Genomic DNA, 17,252 nt, shown 5'->3' with positions numbered 1-17,252 from the left:
CCGCTCAACAAACACGTATTTGTTTCATACAAGTTAATCTTTCAATATACCATCTATTGTTTTTATCAGCCTATCTGTCAAAACCAAATAATTAAAATCTTCAGCACCCATTCTTGCATTTCTTGCCATCTCTTCATACTGGTCTCTAGGCATGTCATGCACTTTCAGTATCGTTTTGGCAAGTTCTTCAGGCGTTGGTTGTTCTAATGAAAGGCCACACTGATACTTCTCTAAAATGCAGTAACCCATCCTCACGGTTGATATAACAGGTTTGCCAGACGCCATATACTCAAAGAGCTTGTTAGAGCTGTTGCCTCTTGTCCAATTGTACGTTGTTTGGGAGTAATTCAGAATATTAACTGATGATCTACTAAGCACATAAGGAATATATTTTTTATCTACATAGCCCTTAAACTTTACGTTAGTAATCTCTTCATCAATAACCCGTCGTTTTAGAGCCTCCAGTTGGTTTCCGTCACCATAAATAAGGAACTGAATATCGTCATGACCTTTCAGCAAGGTAGCGGCGTCAAGAATATTCCCCACATTATTGATGGGCCGAATAGCACCTGTGTAGACAACATTAAATTTGCCATCAATTAAGTCTAGGTCATCTAGCGCTGTCTCAGTCATCTGTCTAGTATAAGCCTCAATATCTACACCATTGTTAATATAGTGGCATTTATTTAAATCGATATTTCCGCCTTGCTCTAAAGTCCACTTTCTTTCTTTGAGATAATCCGTATCGCCTTCTTTTAAAAATATAAGCGCATGAGCTCTTCTATAAATCCAATTCTCTCCCATAATAAGCCACTTCCCTAGAATGCTGTTCTCTGTTGTCTTGCCAAAGGCAAATATTGCTTCAGGCCACAAGTCACGAATTTCGCAAACGCACGGAACCTTGAACTTCTTTGCAATTTTTATCCCGGCAATCATTGTGAATGGATGAGGGGACGATGCAATTATTAAATCGGGCTTGCCATGCTCTTTTGCATATTTGTTCGTTACGCTAAAAAGCCTTTTATAAAACACTATCATATTCTTAACTCTCGCAACTGTACCTTGGGCAGAAGATGGCGTGTTCACAAATACAAACGGAATATTCGAGTCCTCAATAATAATGTAAGCTTCCTTACTATTGATAAGATTGACATCGGAAAAATGAAGGTATGATGCCGCAAAAACTGTCGTATCATATTTATTTTTCATATGGACCGCGAAGTTATACGGTCTTGAAAAGCCGTTCATTGTTGGCGGTGTTGCATAATGATGAAATACCCAAATATTTTTGCTGCTCATAAAGTTCGTCCTCGATCATTCTTGATTTACTCCATAATAACTCTTCGCATCCATTAGCCCGTCTGCCAAAGAATACTTTCCCTTATACCTCAGTATCTTAGTAGCTTTATCGTTTGAAACGATCTTTATCTCCCCTGCTACTGCAAGTTTCTTTAGAGGCCCTACCTTAGACGCGACCTTTTTACAAAACCAAGTTGGTATGTATACTCGTAACGGGTTTAATCCGTAACAGTCGCAAATGGAATCAATAATTTCCTTGTATCCATAATCCCCCGACGATATGTTAAAAACTTCACCGTCTAGGTCGTTTTCGCTTTCAATATACCTTGCGGTAGCCTGGACTATATCCTTAAGATATAGTAGCGTCTTTTTGTTTGCGCCCTTGCCAATCATTGGCACAATACCTTTGCGGCAAAACGCTATTAAGGATTTCATGCTACCCTTATCGTTCTGACCGTATACCGATGCGGGTCGAAAGATGCACACCGCTGTTTTGCTTCCCTTAGATGATTTCCTTAAGTACTGTTCAGCGAGTAACTTACTCTTTCCATAGAATCCCTGTGGGTCAGTCGCCGTTCTCTCAGTTATCAACTGATCTGAAACTGCATAGACATCGTTTGTGCTGAAGAAAAGGAATCTCTCTACACCATGATCTATGCAAGCGTTATATAGTATTCTGGTACCTTCAGCGTTTGTCTTAATAAACTGCCGCTCCTCTTCAATTGTCATTGGCATCCAATGAACGGCAGCGGCTAGATGTACAACACAATAAACGTTATCAAGCATACCCTGCCACACATTGACTTCAAGTAAATCACTTTTAATTATCGTGGCCCTATCCGCGTATTCCTCAATCCTGTGTGTACGAGGGGCCAATAGTATCAGTTCGTATTTATTTATTAGTTCTCGGATAATGGCACTGCCTATCATGCCGTTTGCACCAGTAATTAGTATCTTTTTTATTTTTTCCATTTAAGTCACCTTATTAATTTTTGCTATAAACACTTGTCTTATGTTGTCATTTTTCTCTGTCTGCTGTGCTAATATGTGAAAGCTAACGTTATCCTACCTTGCTATCTACTAGCTCCAAATAATCCTGAAACCGCAAGAACTCAACATCCTGCTTCTTCAACCACCTTATATACTTGAGCAACTTTTTTTTCAAACTCCTTCTACCAACCTGGAATCTAAAATAATTTTTCAGCCCCATCATTTTTGCGTTCTTTAGCGGTTCACCGGAAACCTCAAAAGGGTGTATATAAAAAATGAAGTTTTCCTCACTTTCCCAATGCTTCTTCATAAACCACTTCATCAACCACAGTGGAAACAGTCTAAAATACCCTCCACCAGATATCGGAATTGATTTACCCATAATATCGAGCGTTGGTGTTTCAAACTCGAAATTATCTCCTTTTCTGTAGATCATACTCTCCACCTTTTCGAAGGCAGACATGTCCATCACATTGTACAGTTTATGTTCCTTGAAACGGATCAAACTAGAGTCGTACCTAAATCCCAGATTCCAAAGGAGATCCAGTTTCTCGTTTTCCATGGAGAAACAAGGAGCCCTATATCCTTTAATAGGGGATCCAACTATATCCTCTAAGACCCGTCTTGCTTTCTCTGTTTTCTCCTTGAACTCTTCAACAGATAAATTATAAACCAATTCGTGACCTTGTCCGTGACAAGCTATCTCATGGCCCATTTCCATTATCTCCCTAATTACATCTGCATTATCTCGAGCTATATCCTCCAAGACGAAGACCGTCATGTAGACACCCTCATCTGCCATTATCTTTAGAAATGGAATAACCTGCGGCACGAACTTCTGATCTGACGCTATTTCACCCCTATAGTCTTTTACATATTCCAGGTGATACCACTCTTCAAGATCAAGCGATAAAAAATATCTTCTCATATGAATCCTCTCTTAAACCACGTATCTGAGCACTACTTTATATCAAACGCTTCCCTTTTGAACGAAAAGCTCTCCCCTGTTCAGCAGTTGGCCAAGTGAAATACCTGCCCTTGGTAGCAATGTTGGGTCTACGTTCTAGTGTATTAGTTTCCAACGCCTTTATCGCCTTCACCATAAGTTCGCCACCAACCCCTTTTGTGCACTTCATGAGCTTTAACATTGACTTGCAATTGCCTATATATACTTTGTCTTGAGCGACAATATCCCCATCATCAATCTTTTCAGACATATAGTGAACCGTCGCGCCACCATACTCTTCCTCGTTGAAAAGATACCAAAAGCTCGGCATACACCCCCTATAGTCAGGCAATAAACTCCCATGCACATTCAAAATACCATATTTCGGGCAGGAAAGCAGGGGTTCCTCAATAACCTGAGGAGCAGAAAAAGATACTATTACATCTGGTTGCAACTCATACACTTCTTTGTAGAAGCTCTCACTATTTGATGAGTTAATTACTCTGTACAGCACATTATTCCTCTTCGCCACATGCTCAACACCGCACAGACCTTTATAAAGCCTATACCCAGTAATCTGGTCTATCTTGCCGATAACAGATCGCATGACCGTCGAAATGCCCATCATTCCAACCTGAAAAAATCCAAACCACCTTACGAAATCCTTTAATTTGTTTTGTACTGAACTCTTGCAATTAACATTTACAATTTCAAGCACATTTGAATTGTCGATAATCTTCTGGATGTTTTTAGGGATGTAAAACCTATCTTGCTGGGTCATGACTATTACTTTGAGCATAACATCCTCTTCTCTCCGTTTACTACCACACATCCCCGTTGAACCCGCACCCCAACATCCACAACCGCACAACTCTCCACCTTAACGCCGCCAGCCAAAACTGCACCTTGTGCAATATGAACAAAATCCCCTACGACACAATCATGATCAACTGCAGCAGCCGTATTCACAATAACATGCTCGCCTATCCTAGCGTCAGCATTAATAATAGCCCCTGGCATCACAACACTCCCACCAAGAATCTCTACTTTACTTCCAATAATAGCAACTGGATGAACTAACTTGACATAATCTAAGTTCAACCCTTTGTACTTTTCAACAATCGCTTTCCTCACCAGATTATTCCCAATCGCAATAACAAAACCGACCCCATCCCTAACCCATCTTGGCAACGTCTCAATCTTGCCTAGATACAATTCCCGACCTTCTCCAACCGGCTCATTGTCATCGAGGTACCCCAAAACCTTATATCCATTTAAAATAGCAATGTCCGTCACCACCTTACTGTGTCCGCCCATTCCTATAATAATTAGCTCAGCCAATACGTCTCACCACCTTACCATTTACCCTTACATTGCACTTTCTCTTTTCTCAACCATATTTGGATTTCGCGCCCCTTCTTGAATCCCATCTGCCTTAAGAACCTTTAGGAATGTATAGAGTATTATTTTTATATCTAAGGTTAAAGAGTGATTTTCTAAGTAGTAGCAATCGAAATATACCTTTTCACTTATTTCCAGACAGTCCCGTCCGTTTACCTGGGCCCATCCCGAAACACCTGGTCTTAACGTGTGTACTCCACATTTTGTTCTTAAGTCTATCAAATCGTACTGATTATATAAGGCCGGCCGTGGTCCAATAAACGTCATATCCCCTTTAATAATGTTCAACAATTGTGGCAGCTCATCTATACTAGTCTTTCTTAAGAAGCTTCCAAAAGGAGTAATGTAGCTTTGAGGATCCTTTAGTAAATGAGTCGCTACATTTGGAGCGTCAGTCCGCATGGTTCTAAACTTATAAAAAACAAACTCTTTGTTATTTCTTCCGATTCTTCTTTGGGTAAATAACGCCGGACCTCTGGAATCGACTTTTATGATAAGGCTAACTATGAGTAACAAAGGACTTAAAATAGCAAGCAGTATAAGACCTAAGAAAATATCCATAAATCTTTTCATCTTAACCCTCCAAACTTACCCCTTTTAACGTATATCTCTTTAAAGACTTAGATGAACCCTACCCCTACCTCGCAGACACCCGCTCCATCTCTTTTCCCCTGGGAAGTTGCTGAAACCCCACCACGACACTTCCCAGCTCCTCCACGATCTCATCTCTCTCTAAATGCGAACCCCGCTCCCTAATCATCTGGACCAATCCCTCAATCCCCGCAACATCCACTTCACTCGGCTTCGCTACAAAGATCCTCTGATGCTTCGTGCTCGTCGTCCCTTCCTCTGCCGTGAGAAGCTCTTCGTACAACTTCTCCCCGGGACGTATGCCCGTAAATTCAATCTTAATGTCCACACCCACCTCAAACCCTGACAATCTAATCAAATCTTGTGCTAAATCGACAATTTTCACAGGTTTTCCCATGTCAAGGATGAAGACTTCCCCTCCTCGAGCCATGGCACCCGCCTGGATCACGAGTTGGGCTGCCTCGGGAATCGTCATAAAGAAACGAACCATCTCTGGATGAGTCACTGTTACCGGTCCACCCTTAGCAATCTGTTTCTTAAAGGTCGGAATAACACTCCCTCGACTCCCTAAGACATTGCCAAAGCGGACAGCGACGTAGCGGGTTTGGGATCGTCGGTCTAAGCTTTGAATGATCATCTCGGCCACTCGTTTCGTGGCCCCCATTATACTGGTTGGATTAATGGCCTTATCAGTAGAAATAAGTACAAAGGTCTTTACTTGGGTCAAGTCGGATATTTCTGCAACATTATAGGTTCCTAAGATGTTATTCTTCAAAGCTTCCTCTGGGTTTCGCTCCATGAGAGGAACATGCTTATGAGCGGCTGCATGAAAGACGACTCCGGGTTTATACTTTCTGAAGACCAGTTCGACCTTTTCCCGATCTCTAACATCCAAGATTTCCGTTATGAGATTGATACCGGGAGAGTCCGAGCGCAGTTCTTGCTCGATATCGAAAATACTGTTCTCGCCACGACCGACTAGGATGAGCCTCTCTGGGTTAAACCTGCCTATTTGCCGACAAAGTTCTGAGCCGATGGAACCGCCTGCTCCCGTCACTAAGACGGTTTCTCCTGCCAGATAGCCTGCTACTTCTTCGATATCCAGATTTACCTGATCTCTTCCCAATAAATCCTCAATCTGCACTTCACGGATTTTTAAGGTATCCACCTGTCCACTAAAATAATTATAAATACCAGGGATGATCTTAATGACGACCTCGCTTTTTTCACAAATCTCTGTAATATCCCGAATGACATTCCCAGGAGCCGAAGGCATGGCAATAATAATTTCTTCAACTTTGTGAGCTTTAACAACTCGCGGGATATCAACCCTTGTCCCTAACACGGGAATCCCCATTAACTTGAGTTTTTGCTTTTGCGGAGCGTCATCAATGATCCCGACTGGATAACCTTCTCGATAATTACTGTTCTTCAACTCTCGGATTCCTAAGGCCCCGGCATCCCCTGCCCCGATGATCAGGACTCGCTTCGGTATTCCGGGGATACGAACATTCAAGACTCCATCTTGCAATATCCGCCCGAGGAAACGTGAGCCGCCGATTAAGAAGGTGGTGGTCAGCCAAAAGAGCACAGCCACCGTGTTCGGGTAGCGCATGGGGGCTAAGAAATAAATAACGAGTACAACGCTACTCGTTCCGACGGCCACTGCATAAAGAATGGAAAGAAGTTCACTGATACTGGCATATTGCCAAAGCCGATTATACAAACCAAATAATGAAAAGACGACTAAGTAGATGAGTGTCCCAGCCCAAGCAGTATGATAATATGTCAGGAAATATTCCTGTGGGATATTTCCTTCGAAACGAAGGTAAAAGCTTCCGAAAGCAGCCAGGTTAACAAGTACTGCGTCTATTAGCATTAAATATAAAGAATTTCGGTTCAATGTCATTGACCTTCCTTAAATTACTATATTACCCATTACACCCCTCTAGAATCTCCTTGGAATAATAACTTAAGCTTGTGCCCCCCTTAATTGGGAAAATAATAATTAGGACTATGGTCCTACCAAGGTAGGCCTATCATCCTAAGAAAGGACTACTTATTTCCCAATTCGTTGTTAATATGGAAATTCCTGCAGACAAAATGACAATTATTCCTACAATATTACAGCAATTCTATGCATTTCTGATATAAAGATGTCGTTTACTCACACCAGTCATCTCATTACTCCTTTTATCGTCTAACATACTCCCAAATCTACCTTTCTTTCTCCTTCAACATTGTTCGTAAAGAATTTACTCGAGTTTAATTGATAGGTTGCAAAGTAATTTTACAGAACATGGGTAACATTTCTTCGTTCTTATGTTACAATAATGTAAATTACCTAATATTTATCAAATTTACCATAGTAATCTTTTACAGCAGAAGAGGTAGAACTATGTCTATTCTTAATGTTTTAATCGTTGACGATGACCCTAACGTCTTGATCCTGTTAGATTCAGCCCTGAGCAAAAACGGTTATCAAGTTTATAAAGCAGAATCCGGAGAGGACGCTCTGAGGATTTTAGACTCCTTGGACATTGATTTGGTGATCTTAGATGTGGTCTTACCGGGGATAGACGGCCTGACAACTCTTAAGGAAATACGGCATCATCCTATTAAAGGAAAGGTTCCCGTGCTTATGCTGACAAGCCGGGACAGCGAAATCGATAATGTCATTGGTCTGGAATTAGGGGCGGATGATTATATCTCTAAACCGATTCGCTATCACGAGCTGATTGCACGCATAAAAGCCGTCCTGCGCAGAACAGACCAGAGTGCAGCCACCTCTTCCTCCAAGATTTCATTCCGGAGTCTGGAGATGGACCTTGCTACTCGCAGTGTTACGCTGAACGGCCAAGAGCTTCTGCTATCCTTCAAGGAATTTGAGCTCTTATGTTATTTGGCTAAAAAGCCAGGCAGAGTCTTTACTCGCAGTGAGATTTTAGATGCTATCTGGTCTGAAGATGTCTTCTGGGAAACCCGCACAGTGGATGTGCATATCCGCAGAATTCGCAAGAAGATTGAGGCAACAGGGCTAAGTTCTTGTCTGATTGAGACGGTTAGAAATGTGGGGTATCGGCTTCCAAGTTCTTTCTAAGGGTCTGAAGTTCCCCTATTAAGGCAGGGATTAGCGCCTTAAGTTTGTGGTACTGTTCTTGTAACTCTTGCCAATTTCCGGCCTGAGCCTCCCGTTCCAGCTTCTTAGCCAGCTCAAAAACCTTCATTGAGTAAAGACAGGACAAAGCGCTTGCCAATCTGTGAGCGCTTTTTTCTAATGGGTCAGCCTGGCAAGCCTCCAGATCCGTCTCAATGTTTTCCAGCAAGGATTGATAATTCCTTAGAAAGTCCTCGATAATAGACAGCATGACTGTTTTGCCAAATAGCTCTGCTTCCTGGTGGAAAACTTCGTAATCAATAAGCTCATCCCCCTGCTCTCCTCTGGGTTCGAGTTTGCCCCCTCTAAGATACTCTAGGTTTACTTCCCCCGAATGGCGTATCTTCTGCAGGATGTTCAGTAAATAGTCCTCCCGAATTGGTTTGGCCAGATAATAATCAATCCCTTGGGCGAGAAGTCTTTCACGGTCTCCGAGAATAGCGGAAGCAGTGAGGGCAACGATGGGGATATGCTTTCCCGTGTTTTCTTCCAGGTTGCGAATGATTCGAGTTGTCTCTATGCCCCCCATGACGGGCATATTCTTATCCAGCATGATACAGTCATAGTCCATGAGTTTCAGGGCTTGTATTAGTTCCAGGCCATTATTGACAATGGTTACTTCACAGTTGTGATAGGCCAGGACGTGCTTGATATAGGTCTGATTGGCCAGGTTGTCTTCTGCGGCTATGATTTTTAATCGTTTTAAGTCGTCTTTCTTTTGATAATCGAACTTCAAGCTGTCCTCTGTAACTGCGATCTCCTGCTGAGTTGCCCTTCCCAGGGGTAAGAGACAACGAAACTTGCTGCCTTGACCTTCCCGGCTCTGTACTTCAATGTGCCCATCCATTAATTCCACCAATCGTTTGACGATAGTCAGACCAAGCCCGGTACCGCCGTATTTTTTGGTGATACTGCTATCCCCCTGGGAGAAGCTTTCAAAAATGCTTAGAAGCTTTTCGGGGGATATGCCGATGCCCGTATCCTCTATGATAAATTCAACCTCAACCAGCATTTCATTGACGGTAAGACAACCGGCGCTAAAATTCACCTGCCCTTGATGGGTAAATTTCAGGGCATTGTTTAAGAGATTATTGAGAATCTGACTAATTCTTAAAGGATCTCCGCTTAGGTATTCCGGAATCTCTGAACATATACTCGAAGTTAGGTGTATCCCCTTGCCTCCGGCCTGTGGCTCATAGCTTTCTACGATTTGCCTGAGTAAGTCTTTGAGGTTAAAGGCTCTCTCCTCAATCACTAAGCGATTGGATTCTATTCTGGAGATGTCCAGGATATCGTTGATGATTCCTAAGAGGGATTCTGCGGAGGATTGAATCATCCTGACATAATCCTCATTGTAGCGATGATTTTTCTTCAGGAGGCTGGTCATTCCCATAATCCCTTGAAGAGGGGTCCTGATCTCATGGCTTACATTGGCGACGAAGCGGGTTTTATTCTCATTGGCTTCTGCCAGCTTGTGATTGCTCTCGGCGAGGGCAATATTTTTTTTGGTCAATTCCTTGGTATGGTCTTCCAGAATGCTTTCCAGGTTCTGATATTGTCTGGCGTTTTCTATGGAGACGGCTATCTGGGAAGATAATAACTGTAATAGGTGTAAGCGCTGCTTTGTGAAAATACCCGGTGCCAGGTTATTTTCCAGGTAAAACAGGCCTATCACCTTATTCTTAATAATCACAGGCAGACAGAGGATGGATTTATCCTTCTGGGGGCCATCTGAAGTGACGGTTTCTCCCGTTCTGACCACATAGCTGATCAACTTGATGGGCAGATCAAAACTTGCTTGGTTCAGACTCATGGACTGCAACAGTCTGACAGAGTTATCCTCCGCATTCCCCTCCGCTTCCACGGTTAATCTATCTTCATGATTCATGATTAAGACGACGGTTTGAGCGCCGGAGTTTTGGAGCATGATTTTTATCAGCAGCTTAAGCAGGTCCTCCAGGACTATTTCACTGGAAATGGCTTGCCCGATCTTAATAATGGTGGACAGATCGATATCCGGGATACCCTTGGGCAAGGGTGGATAAGACCCATTCTGAAGCAATTTGGGATAACGCTTCTGCAGATCATCCACTTTAGCCTGAGCTCCCCACTCATGGTAGCAATCAAGGGCTTGCTGGAGATAGAATTTAGCCGAGGCCTCTCTCCCTCGAGAGAGATAAAACTCAGCCGCCAGTTCATTAGCCAGGGCTTCCTCTTGGATAAATTGGTGAGTTCTGCCATACTTAATCGCCAAATCGTAGTAAGTTGCTGCTTTAAAGTCCTCTCTGTCCAGTCTGGCCTTTTCCGCTTTGAGGAGATACAGCTTGTTGAGGATATTTTCCGGGGCTGAGCGAGATAATTTTGCCAAGGTTCTTATGGACCCCTTAATCTTATGCCTGCTTAGATATCGTTTAGAGAAACTTAGTCTCTCATAGTTGGCGGCAATCACTAATGATCCGTAAAAATGAACCAAGGGCAGGCAGAAGGTTCCCAGGACACCGTCCAGATATTCTTCGACAAAGGGTAGGTTTTCTAAGGCTCGTATGGGTTGATGGAAATAGAAAGCCTGAATCAGACGGTGAAAATAGATGTTGAAAACAATCGTCCGATCATTAGACTTCGTATAAACCGGCAGCAGGACTCTTTCATCAAAATAATCCCCCACTAAGGCACAGGGGTCCGGGGTTCTGCCGGCAAAATTCAAGGCAGTCTGGCGATAGAGTTGACAGAGGCGGAGGGAGGTTTCATGCCCTGTTTTGTGCATGGCATTCTGATGCTCCTGCATTTCTTCCTCGATAACAGCAAGCTGCCCTCCGGAAAAATAGGAATAGACAAAGTACTGCATGATGGAGTGACCGGCAGAAAGCAAGTCTCCCGCGGCGAAACCGCTTAAATAGGTCCCGGGAAAATCCTCTAATGTCGCTCTGAGAGGATCTTTGCTATGTCTGATTACCATGTTAAACATCATGCGGATCTTGCTGTCAAAGCGTTTGACACCCAGTCTGTCCTGCAACTCCAGGGCTAGCTGTCCGAATTCATACCCTTTGTCTGCTTTTTTCGAGAGCATGTTGATAATGTAGCCATAAGCGGAATAGGCCACGATGGTTTCTTCTGTAATCCCATATCTAAGGGAGATGCGCAGGGCTTTGAGGACGATTAAGATAATGGTGTTATAAGAAGCGGAGTAGCTGCCGATCCCGGTGCTGTTGAGGATGCGCATAATGGTCATGTGCTTTTCATCCGTCATCTTGGGGAGATCTAGTAAGTCTTCCCTTTCCTTGCCCCGCAAGGCCCAGAGGGTTTTCAGATATTCGAGGATCACATGCCCTAAATGTGGCTTTTTAGGAAAGTGCACTCCTAATAGGCCCAGAATATTTTCTGCCGTTAACATGGCTTTTTCTAATTGGTTTTCCGCAGTATAGGTGGCGATCATGATTTCTGAAATCCTCGCCATATCCAGGCTGTCTTGACAGTGAACCATGGTCTCTGCCGCTACTTCTTCCATGCGCTCGAACTGTGTACAAACGTAGGCCATTTCTGCCAGCTCAATATGTAACTCCAACATCAGGGGGTAGTAAGTAATCCAAGCTTCTTCAGGGCATAATTCTTTGCCCAAGCTGAAATAGTCCAGAGCCCGTTCATAGGCTGAAGAGGCTTTAGCTTTTTTGCCGGCTCTTAGATTCAGATTGGCTGCTAAGTAACGTTCAGTTGGATCGTCGATTAAGTTTAGGGCGATGTTCAAATGATCGACCAGTTCGAAGAGGCGGTTTTCCTGTTCTTGTTCTGTTAGCTTGGCAATGGATAGCTTGCCGATTCTATAGTGAATGGTGGTTTTTGTCTCATCCTCCAGGAGGGAATAGGCGGCTTGCTGGACTCGGTCGTGCAAAAAAAAGTATTTCCTGCCGTTCTCTAGGATAAGTCCCGACTCGACAGCCTCTCTCAGGGTTCTCTCGATTGCGCTCAGGGGCTTTTCCGTCACGATCTCTAAGGTATAGGCGTCAAAATCATTCCCGATACAGGCGGCCAGTTTCAGGATTTCGATGGTGGGCAAAGGCAGTTTGCTGATCTTTGCCAGCATCAAGTCGACGACATTTTCCGTGACCTTACAGCTCAAGATGGCCGGAAGATCCCAGCCCCAGGCAGATTGCAGGGCTTCCTGATTCAGAAGCCCTTCTTCTTTCAGCATGTATAAAAACTGAATCAGGAAAAAGGGATTTCCTTTGGTCTTTATCAGACAGACTTGAGCCAGAGGCAGGGATTCCTCCCAGGGACGTTTCAGGGTGGCAGAGATCATTTCGTTGACATGGCTTAGCTCCAGGGGCTTGATGTCCAGGACTTGGACCTTTAGGCCCGGGTCTTTAAGGCGATGGAAGAGTGACTGTATAGGGTGGGTGGAATCGATCTTATTATCCCGGTAAGCTCCAATGATCATCAGAAATCCGGACTGCTCCAAGACCAGCTGTTCGATGAGACGCAGGCTGAATAAATCTGCCCATTGCAGGTCGTCCAGAAATAGCACCAGGGGTTTCTCGGGGAGAGCGAAGAGTTGGATAAACTTCAGAAAGACGGTATTGAACCTAGTTTGGGCCTCCGTGGGGCCCAGGTTATCCACCGCTGGCTGAGGCCCGATGATCATGCCTGCTTCAGGGATCAGATCCACGATCAATTGCGCATTGGGGGCAAGTGCAGTGAGGATCTGTTCTTTCCAGTGACGGACTACTGCCTGGTTTTCTGAAAGTATTTCCTTCAGAATAGCTTGGCAAGCCTGGATAAAGGCTAGGTAGGGGAGGTTGCTTTTGTACTGGTCGAATTTTCCGCCTGAAAAGCTCCCCTCATTTTCCCGTACATATTCCAAGAACTTGTTGACCACAGCGGTCTTTCCCACCCCGGAATAGCCGGAAAGGAAGATGAGTTCCTGACTGCCGTCCTTTACCCGTCGATAAACCTGCTTAAGGGTCTCCAGCTCAGTATCCCGCCCAAACAGTTTGTTGGGTATTGATAAACCTCTCTGCTTGTCGAATTGGGCGATTTCGAAGGGTTCGATCTGCTCTAATTGGTTTTCGAGGTTGAGAAGTTCGAGACATTTCTCCAGATCCCGTTGGAGAGCGCCCGCAGTTTGGTAGCGATCTTCCGGCTTTTTATGCATGAGTTTATGGGTGATGTCAGACAAGACCGAGGGAATGCTCGGGTTCAACCGGCTTAAGGGCAGGACTTCTCTGGCCAAATGGGCGTAAATAAGTTCCAGGGGATCGTTGGCATTAAAGGGAGGTTGACCGCTGAGCATATGATAGAAAAGTATGCCCAGGGAATAGAGATCCGTCCTGGGATCGACCTGCCGATTGATTCTGCCGGTCTGTTCAGGGGATAGGTAACGCAAGTCAGCAGGAGGGCAAGAGACCCCCGGACTGACGTCTTTCAGTTTAACATGGCATCTGTCGAAACTGACCCTAATGCTGTTGGGACGGATGTTCTTATAAATGATCTTCTGTCCGTGGAGACGAGCTAACTCTTCAGAGATCTTGAGGCCGATCATCAGAATACTCTTGATGTCCAGGGGTTTCCTTCTCAGCATGTCTTCCAGCTCCAGGAAATATATCCCTGATGACTGATCTTTTACGATGTGGGCCGGAATTGTTTCAAGGTCGATCACAACGTTGTCCGTGAGGGGCCACCACCTTACTTAGCGTCAATACGCATTTTTACAAATGAGCATGGTCAACTTCAATGTTGCTATTTATTGATAAAAGCGAATCTCGTGTTACCTTTTTCTGCTTAGTTAAATCAAAAAGATCCTATCTTGACAAATTCTACCTGAGCCTGTGGTTTTCCTGCCGCATTGACGGGTAAAGGTCAAAAGCACGAGAAATCCCATTCCAGGAATTCCTCGTGCTTTAAAAGAAGCAGCTCCTTTAATATCAATTTAACCTGGACCCCATGTCAAGGACATTTAAAAGAGGGCTTTGAAACTGAGACATATTTTAATATCCTTGTTGTCTTGGAGGGGATGTGGGACAAAAGTAGGGGATGTAACGAAACTTGTTTTCCGGTTTATTTCATCCCCACTCTATTTGTTAATCCCCTTAATATATTAGAGGACTGTACACCTTTGGTGTACAGTCCTCTTTTTTGGGATAACGCACCACCAGCTTGAAAAAATCTCAAGTTTCGTTACGGCCCCTACTTTTAATTAATTCCGAGACTCCCACTTCTTTAAGTGGGTGTTCCGATTTCTACTTCGGTGGGGGTAGAATCCCCTACCGAAGCCCCGATGTTCAGCTTTAGCTGAACGAGTTCACTAAAAATCCTATTGCTTAGATTCTGACATTAACCGTTAAATTTTAGCCATGTTTATGCCCTTTATGCTTCTTCTTATTATCGTCAGTTCCGTGATAGTAGTAGTAGTAATAGTAGTCGCTAGTGTTCATGTCTGCTTTATTGAGAACTGCCCCCAGGATCTTCGCTCCTACTTTATCTAACTGCTCCTTGGCAAGCTGGGCATACTCTTTGTTTACTTCACCGGCGGCCAAGACTAAGATCACTCCGTCGACTTGCTGAGCAAGAATGGCGGCATCTGTCACGGCAATGATCGGCGGGGTATCGATCAGGACCACATCAAATTGCTCGCTGACTTCCTCGATTAAACGCTTCATCCGTTGAGATCCGACGAGCTCAGCCGGATTGGGGGGAATGGGACCTCCTGTCAGGACCTTGACCCCAGGTATTTCGGTTTCCTTGATGAAGTTGTGACTGTCTTCTTGATCCTGAACCAAAAAACTTGAAAGTCCCTCGAAATTACCCAGTTGAAACAGTTTATGCTGAGTGGGATTACGCAAATCCGCATCGATAACCAGGACAGACTTGCCGGATTGAGCTATACTCACAGCCAGGTTGGCAACGGTGGTCGATTTTCCTTCTCGCGGGCCTGAACTTGTGATCATAATTTTCTTAGTCTTAGAATCCACACTTGTAAACTGCACATTCGTCCGGAGGGTCCTGTAAGCCTCAGAGATAGGTGATTTCGTTTCTTCGTGCGTAATTAGTGAAAATGCCAAGTAAACCTTCTCCTCTTACCCTTGTTTTCCTGCTTCAAAGCTTGGTATAACTCCTAATACGGGAATTCCTAAAATATTCTCCACATCACTTGAGGTCTTGATGGTATTGTCTAAGTACTCTAACAAAAAGACCAGTCCGAAGGCAGCCATTAAGCCGACAACATAGGCAATCAAGATGTTTAACTTTTTATTGGGTTTAACCGGATTAGTAGGGACGACTGCTGTATCTACGATACTGACACTGTCTACTTTTTTTATCTCAATGACCGCTTTGGAAAACTCAGCTGCCATCGAATTGGCGATGTCAGTCGCTAGTTCGGGGTTTGTATTCATGACTTGTATTTCTAGAATTTCCGTCGTCTTTACGGGGCTGATTGTGATAAGTTTGTCAAGCTCTGCAACACTCATTGTCAAATCCAAGTGATTAATGACACTTTGCTCAACGGTACGACTTTGGGCGATGGTGGCATAGGTTTTAGCAAGCTGTTGATTAGCTTGGAGGACACTATTGTCCAGCATTTGTACGGCTGCTTGACCTGCCTCCGAGGCTTTCTTTCCCACGATCAACGTAGTGGAGGCTTGATATACGGGTTTTATAATAAAGAAACTAACGACCCCGCTGGTGAGAGCTGCGATGAGCGGCAGTACCAGGACGATGATCCAACGCTTTTTTAGCATTTCCCAATACTGTCTTAATTCTATTTCTTCTTCCATGGCTACCTCCAAATCAATCCAGCAAACTTGTCCGACATACTATATTCGCTATCGTTTTGATTTTTCCTTCAATTTCTAAAAAATGATTCTTTTGTAATTATTTATCTTGGAAAAATATATAATTTTGGGTATTTTAGAAGGATATTACATACTCCAACGTCGAACCTTGTTGTCTGTAGGAAATCCCGTACGTTTAGGAGGAAACTGCTCTAATGATTAAACCAGCCAAGCGTGAATTCCACATAATTTTAGCCACCTGTATTTTGGCACTTTCTGTTATTGGCCTATTCTGGGTCACCAATAGAGGAGAGACACCGGAATATACCCTAAAACTATCCACTCCGGTCAACGGCACCATAACCATGACTGAGACTTCAAACCCTGAGAATTCGGAGAAGACCCCTGGGAATCCCCTTATTGATGAGCCAAGCACGATCACCAACCATGGATTAGTTAAACTTTCCGGTCCTGCCGGTGTTAAGGCCCTTGTCTTCGGAGGAGCTGTGGCTGAAAGCCAAGGGACTACCAATAAAGAGGAATTAAGCTGGCATGCTTTAGTCTCAAAGGCTTTACTTGATAAATACCCGGGTAATTTTCAGTGGCATTTTAAGACCACTGAAAATGCTACCATAAATACGGTCTCAGCCTATGCTCCTGAGGCGACACCAGACACGGACCTCATCATCCTCTGCTTAGGCAGAAACGATTGGGCCACAGTAACCACGGAGGATTTCAAGCATAAGTACGAAGAACTGCTGGCAGAACTTAAAGTCTTAAGCCCAGGTGCCAACATTTTTTTAGTTGTGGAACCTCCCGTTAAAAACGTAGCTAATAATAATAAGTCTTTCCCTTATCGCCAGGTTATTATTGAGCTTGGAGAAAAACACCAACTTCCTGTTATTGACGAGTGGACAGCCTTTATAAGTGATCCGACTCCCCTGGCAGGGCTGTTGGCAGACGGAGTTAATCCCAACGATAAGGGGTATCAGGTTTTCGCGGCTGAAGTAGTAAAGGGATTTGAGGGATATTTGTCGGGGGAGTATTGAAAATCCTCTGTACTTGCGCTTTACGAGTAATTGTTCTTTTTAAAGAGCCGACCGCC

The 17,252-nt window shown here is 44.0% G+C and carries 12 protein-coding genes; 2 read left to right on the top strand and 10 right to left on the bottom strand.

What is annotated here, in order from left to right:
- Positions 1 to 33: 33 nt before the first annotated feature.
- The 7 genes from BUB11_RS04265 to BUB11_RS04235 form a co-directional block, all read right to left on the bottom strand.
- Positions 34 to 1,299 (bottom strand): glycosyltransferase family 4 protein, encoded by a 1,266-nt coding sequence (locus tag BUB11_RS04265; RefSeq protein ID WP_073028112.1) that lies wholly within the window; start codon positions 1,297 to 1,299, stop codon positions 34 to 36.
- Between the two features lie 15 nt (positions 1,300 to 1,314).
- Positions 1,315 to 2,271, bottom strand: a complete 957-nt coding sequence (locus tag BUB11_RS04260) for an NAD-dependent epimerase/dehydratase family protein (RefSeq protein WP_073028110.1) — start codon at positions 2,269 to 2,271, stop codon at positions 1,315 to 1,317.
- 88 nt (positions 2,272 to 2,359) lie between these two features.
- On the bottom strand, positions 2,360 to 3,217 hold the full coding sequence (locus tag BUB11_RS04255; protein ID WP_073028108.1) for a polysaccharide deacetylase family protein: 858 nt from the start codon (positions 3,215 to 3,217) through the stop codon (positions 2,360 to 2,362).
- Positions 3,218 to 3,254: 37 nt separating this feature from the next.
- A complete protein-coding gene (locus BUB11_RS04250) occupies positions 3,255 to 4,034 on the bottom strand; it encodes a methionyl-tRNA formyltransferase (RefSeq protein WP_073028106.1) in 780 nt (259 codons plus the stop codon).
- Positions 4,022 to 4,576 carry a PglD-related sugar-binding protein gene (locus tag BUB11_RS04245; protein WP_073028105.1) on the bottom strand — a complete coding sequence of 185 codons (555 nt, stop codon included), beginning with the start codon at positions 4,574 to 4,576 and terminating at the stop codon, positions 4,022 to 4,024. The genes BUB11_RS04250 and BUB11_RS04245 overlap by 13 nt, the downstream gene beginning before the upstream one ends.
- 27 nt (positions 4,577 to 4,603) lie before the next feature.
- Positions 4,604 to 5,209, bottom strand: coding sequence for a sugar transferase (locus BUB11_RS04240; protein ID WP_073028103.1), 606 nt, complete (start codon positions 5,207 to 5,209; stop codon positions 4,604 to 4,606).
- 64 nt (positions 5,210 to 5,273) lie between these two features.
- The gene (locus BUB11_RS04235; protein WP_073028102.1) at positions 5,274 to 7,136 is read right to left on the bottom strand and encodes a polysaccharide biosynthesis protein; all 1,863 of its coding nucleotides are present in this window, start codon (positions 7,134 to 7,136) and stop codon (positions 5,274 to 5,276) included.
- A gap of 489 nt (positions 7,137 to 7,625) precedes the next feature.
- On the opposite strand from BUB11_RS04235, the gene BUB11_RS04230 reads away from it, so the two are divergent.
- Positions 7,626 to 8,327 carry a response regulator transcription factor gene (locus BUB11_RS04230; protein ID WP_084110146.1) on the top strand — a complete coding sequence of 234 codons (702 nt, stop codon included), beginning with the start codon at positions 7,626 to 7,628 and terminating at the stop codon, positions 8,325 to 8,327.
- On the opposite strand, the gene BUB11_RS04225 is transcribed toward BUB11_RS04230, so the two are convergent.
- From BUB11_RS04225 to BUB11_RS04215, 3 genes are all read right to left on the bottom strand, one after another.
- The gene (locus BUB11_RS04225) at positions 8,290 to 13,956 is read right to left on the bottom strand and encodes an AAA family ATPase (RefSeq protein WP_143187535.1); all 5,667 of its coding nucleotides are present in this window, start codon (positions 13,954 to 13,956) and stop codon (positions 8,290 to 8,292) included. The two genes, BUB11_RS04230 and BUB11_RS04225, sit on opposite strands and share 38 nt — an antisense overlap.
- 766 nt (positions 13,957 to 14,722) lie before the next feature.
- Positions 14,723 to 15,436, bottom strand: a complete 714-nt coding sequence (locus tag BUB11_RS04220) for a CpsD/CapB family tyrosine-protein kinase (protein ID WP_073028098.1) — start codon at positions 15,434 to 15,436, stop codon at positions 14,723 to 14,725.
- 15 nt (positions 15,437 to 15,451) lie between these two features.
- Positions 15,452 to 16,150: a YveK family protein gene (locus BUB11_RS04215; protein ID WP_073028096.1), complete on the bottom strand. Its 699-nt coding sequence runs from the start codon at positions 16,148 to 16,150 to the stop codon at positions 15,452 to 15,454.
- 212 nt (positions 16,151 to 16,362) lie between these two features.
- On the opposite strand from BUB11_RS04215, the gene BUB11_RS04210 reads away from it, so the two are divergent.
- Positions 16,363 to 17,196, top strand: coding sequence for an SGNH/GDSL hydrolase family protein (locus tag BUB11_RS04210; protein ID WP_073028095.1), 834 nt, complete (start codon positions 16,363 to 16,365; stop codon positions 17,194 to 17,196).
- The last annotated feature ends 56 nt before the right edge of the window (positions 17,197 to 17,252 follow it).

The sequence above is a fragment of the Desulfosporosinus lacus DSM 15449 genome, assembly GCF_900129935.1.
Lineage (GTDB): Bacteria > Bacillota > Desulfitobacteriia > Desulfitobacteriales > Desulfitobacteriaceae > Desulfosporosinus > Desulfosporosinus lacus.
Note: the sequence above shows the minus strand (reverse complement) of the source record. Positions and strands in the feature narration are given on the sequence as shown.